We start from the raw sequence: 3,532 nt of genomic DNA on the forward strand, positions 1-3,532 counted from the left end.
TGAGGATAATAGTGGGGCTATTTGACGAAGAAGCAGGAATTTTTAGACCAATTTATCGCAACCGCAGTAGGGTAGTCTATTCTCGGACAGGCTCCTAGATGTAAAAAGCAGTGGGTTTGAAAAATATCAGCCAATAATTAGAACTGATGATTTTGTCACTTGTGAAAAGTCGTGTTGGTTATGGTCAGCACAGCGTGTAATGCTTGCGGCTTAATTCTACTCCAATGGGAAGGCGGTTGCAGATACAGAGGGCAGAAAGGTTTTGTACCTGGCTTCAAAGTAGCAATTTTGAATAAGCCTCTTCGGGGCCAGTGTTACTGTTAGTGATAGTGACTGGATCGGGGAATAGCAAGCCGGAAAAGTAGTAAGTACATAAGTACAAAAATAAAGTGGTTATGCACGCTGAACCAGGGTTTTAAAGGGCTACGCTTAAAGGTTGTTATATGCAGATACCAAAGGGAGCAGAGGCTTACATCAATGGCTCTTACTACAAATTTGGTGCAGAAAAAAAAGCATTTATTTTTATTAATGGTGAGTGGCGGCTCAGTACCTTGACAGCATCCGAGGTTGAACGCCGCATGTATAAAATGTACAAGTCTGGAGAAAAGCCGCTGGCAATGGGAAAAGAAAATGCCACCAAAATAGCTCCGGGTTGAATAAAAAAATAAATAGAAACCAGAAAGCAAACAACACTTTTTATCAGTAAGTTTCACTGTCATATGTTGTTGCCTTGGGCTGCCAATGCTTCCCGGTACCAGAAATACTACTCTTGATAGGGGCTGCCTTACTGCTATCAGATTTTAGCGTTAGACCCCCACCGGTCTGGAGGGTGTCGCGAAACTCTTAATTTTCTCCGTCGTTATGCCGTACAGGGATTGTAAGGGGTCTATGCCACAAGGACGTGAATCACTAAACCCGCATGACGCGCGCGGTTAGAGTGCCTTCCATAGAGTGTGGTTCCTGTACATTCCCTGTACAGGATGACGGTGCGGAGTGTATTTCAGCGTTTCGCGACAGCCTTTCTAGCAGGGGGAGGATGTCAACTAGTTGCTACTGATCCAAATAACCAGCACTATACTGTTAGTTGAAACGGATATCCATTAGTCAGGCCTTTGGTGAGATCTGTTTATGCAATTATTTAGCTATAATCATTCAGTCCTTTCCCTGTTAGCCCCGGCTATTGCGATACTTTTAGCTATTATCACCCGAAAAGTCCTGCTGTCCCTCGGAGCGGGTATTGTGGTCGGCAGTTTGCTTGTCACCCATTTCAATGCCGTTAATTCATTGTCGTATATATTGGAGAAGTTTATCGCCATCTTCTGGAATGATGGCTTCAATAGGAACAATGTTTTTATTTTGCTGTTTTTAATTCTGCTGGGTGTTCTCACAAGCTTAATTTGCCTATCTGGCGGTGCTAAAGCTTTTGGTGAGTGGGCCTGGACAAGGATTAAAAGCCGTATTGGCGCACAGCTTTTTGCCGTGACGCTTGGTTTTTTGATTTTTATTGATGACTACTTTAACAGCTTGGCTGTTGGCAGCATCAGTAGGCCATTGACGGACAGGCAAGGTATTTCAAGAGCCAAGTTGGCCTACCTGATTGACTCAACGTCAGCACCGGTTTGTGTTATTACGCCTGTCTCCAGTTGGGGGGCTTATATCATAGGTATGATTGGTACCATCATGACGGTTCATGGCGTGTCTGATATTAGCGCCATACATGCCTTTGTTACGATGATTCCCATGAACTTGTATGCTGTATTTGGCCTGGCTATGGTGATAGCCGTGGCCTGGTTGGATTTGAATGTTGGTCCCATGCGCTTGCGTGAGGAGCGTGCAAAGACGGGTGAGTTGTATGATCAGACTATGGGGACTCCGCCAGGTGCAGCGCAACTGGATGATCATGGCAAAGGCAGGGTTGCTGATTTGGTGATTCCTATTTTTTTGTTGGTACTGTTAACTATCATTGCCATGCTTTGGACTGGAGGAGCAGCCCTTGTGGCTGGTGGGCAGAGCTTCTCCGTGTTGGGAGCTTTTGAAAAAACAGACGTCGCCGGCTCTTTGGTGTGGGGTTCAAGTCTGGGGCTGACGCTGACAGCGATCCGTATGATAGGCCATAACCTGAAAGGTACACTGTGGTTAAAAGCCATTGTAGAAGGGGTGCGCTCCATGTTGCCAGCCATTTACATCCTGATCTTTGCCTGGGTTTTGATCAGTGTTATTGACCAGTTGGAAACCGGCGCCTACCTGGCTAGTTTGGTCGGTGACGCATTCTCCACGAGCTACTTGCCAATGATTTTGTTTGTTGTTTCTTGTGTTATGGCATTTGCGACAGGAACTAGCTGGGGCACTTTTGGCATTATGTTACCTATTGCTGGTGATATGGCAGCCGCAGCAGATATAGCTATGTTGTTACCCATGCTGTCGGCGGTATTGGCAGGTGCTGTCTTTGGTGACCACTGTTCACCCATTTCTGATACTACGATTCTGTCGTCAACTGGTGCGTCGTGTCATCACATTGATCACGTTAACACACAACTGCCTTATGCACTTACCATTGCGATGATTGCGGCGCTGGGTTATTTCGTGATGGGTATGACTGAATCTGTGGCTGCTGGTTTTATGACATCTCTTGCTGCTTTTGCCGCGACGGTGGTGGTGTTCAAAAAATTGTCAGTAAGCTACAAAAGGAATCGTTCAACAGTCGACATCCCTGACGGATGACTTAGAAGCAGTCTTAAAAGTCATGCTCCTACTGCGGCTAAGATAAATGGGTCTAAAAAGTCGCTTTTGTTCGTCAAATAGTGCCGCTATTCTCCTCACAAAAGCGACTTTTTATCCGCCATTTCTCGCGGTCCTCGCTACGGGCAGACTTTTAAGACTGCTTCTAAGTCGGCTACACTCATAGTAAACAAAGGAATGAATTGAGGGCGCAATGCCTTCTCATGGGAGCAGGGATGCAATGAGCTTTGACCATTTGATGGAATCATTTGCCCAAAAAAATGATATGGGTAAGCTGGAGTTCAAAGATAATAAATACCACCTCGTACTGGACGATCTCGTAGCATTAACTGCCTTTCAGGCAGGGGGAAACTGTTACCTGCACGGTATTTTGGGTTCGTTACCGGATCAGCCCCGTGACCAGGAGCAACTATTGATAGAGCTTCTGAAAACCAGTTTGATATTGGTGAGCACTCACCGGGTCAGTTTATGTATTGAACCGGATAATAAACAACTGGGCTTGTATTTGGTTCGTTCTCTCCAGGATCTGGATGAAGCAGAGCTGGAAAGAGGGTTAATAGAGTACCTGAACTGCTTTGAAATTTTGCAGGAATATATTGAGAAGCAGCAACCACTTCGAGGCAATGCGCCGATGATGCTAATGCCATAAATTAGCCAGAATGTTCCATAAACGTGCTCTCGATCTTGTTGTTAGTAAGAAGCAGTCTTAAAAGTCATGCTCCTACTGCGGCTACGATAAATGGGTCTAAAAAGTCGCTTTTGTTCGTCAAATAGTCCCGCTATTCTCCTCACA

Annotated in this window: 3 protein-coding genes; all 3 read left to right on the top strand. The window is 45.5% G+C overall.

What is annotated here, in order from left to right; all coding sequences use genetic code 11:
- Positions 1-443: 443 nt before the first annotated feature.
- The 3 genes from V4C51_RS17365 to V4C51_RS17375 all read left to right on the top strand — a co-directional run bounded on the left by V4C51_RS17365 (position 444) and on the right by V4C51_RS17375 (position 3,388).
- Positions 444-656 (top strand): hypothetical protein, encoded by a 213-nt coding sequence (locus tag V4C51_RS17365; protein WP_330927435.1) that lies wholly within the window; start codon positions 444-446, stop codon positions 654-656.
- A 472-nt stretch (positions 657-1,128) separates the two neighbouring features.
- Positions 1,129-2,721 (top strand): Na+/H+ antiporter NhaC family protein, encoded by a 1,593-nt coding sequence (locus V4C51_RS17370; protein ID WP_330927436.1) that lies wholly within the window; start codon positions 1,129-1,131, stop codon positions 2,719-2,721.
- Positions 2,722-2,959: 238 nt separating this feature from the next.
- Positions 2,960-3,388, top strand: coding sequence for a CesT family type III secretion system chaperone (locus tag V4C51_RS17375; RefSeq protein ID WP_330927437.1), 429 nt, complete (start codon positions 2,960-2,962; stop codon positions 3,386-3,388).
- The last annotated feature ends 144 nt before the right edge of the window (positions 3,389-3,532 follow it).

It is taken from the genome of Candidatus Sororendozoicomonas aggregata, from assembly GCF_031528575.1.
Lineage (GTDB): Bacteria > Pseudomonadota > Gammaproteobacteria > Pseudomonadales > Endozoicomonadaceae > Endonucleibacter > Endonucleibacter aggregata.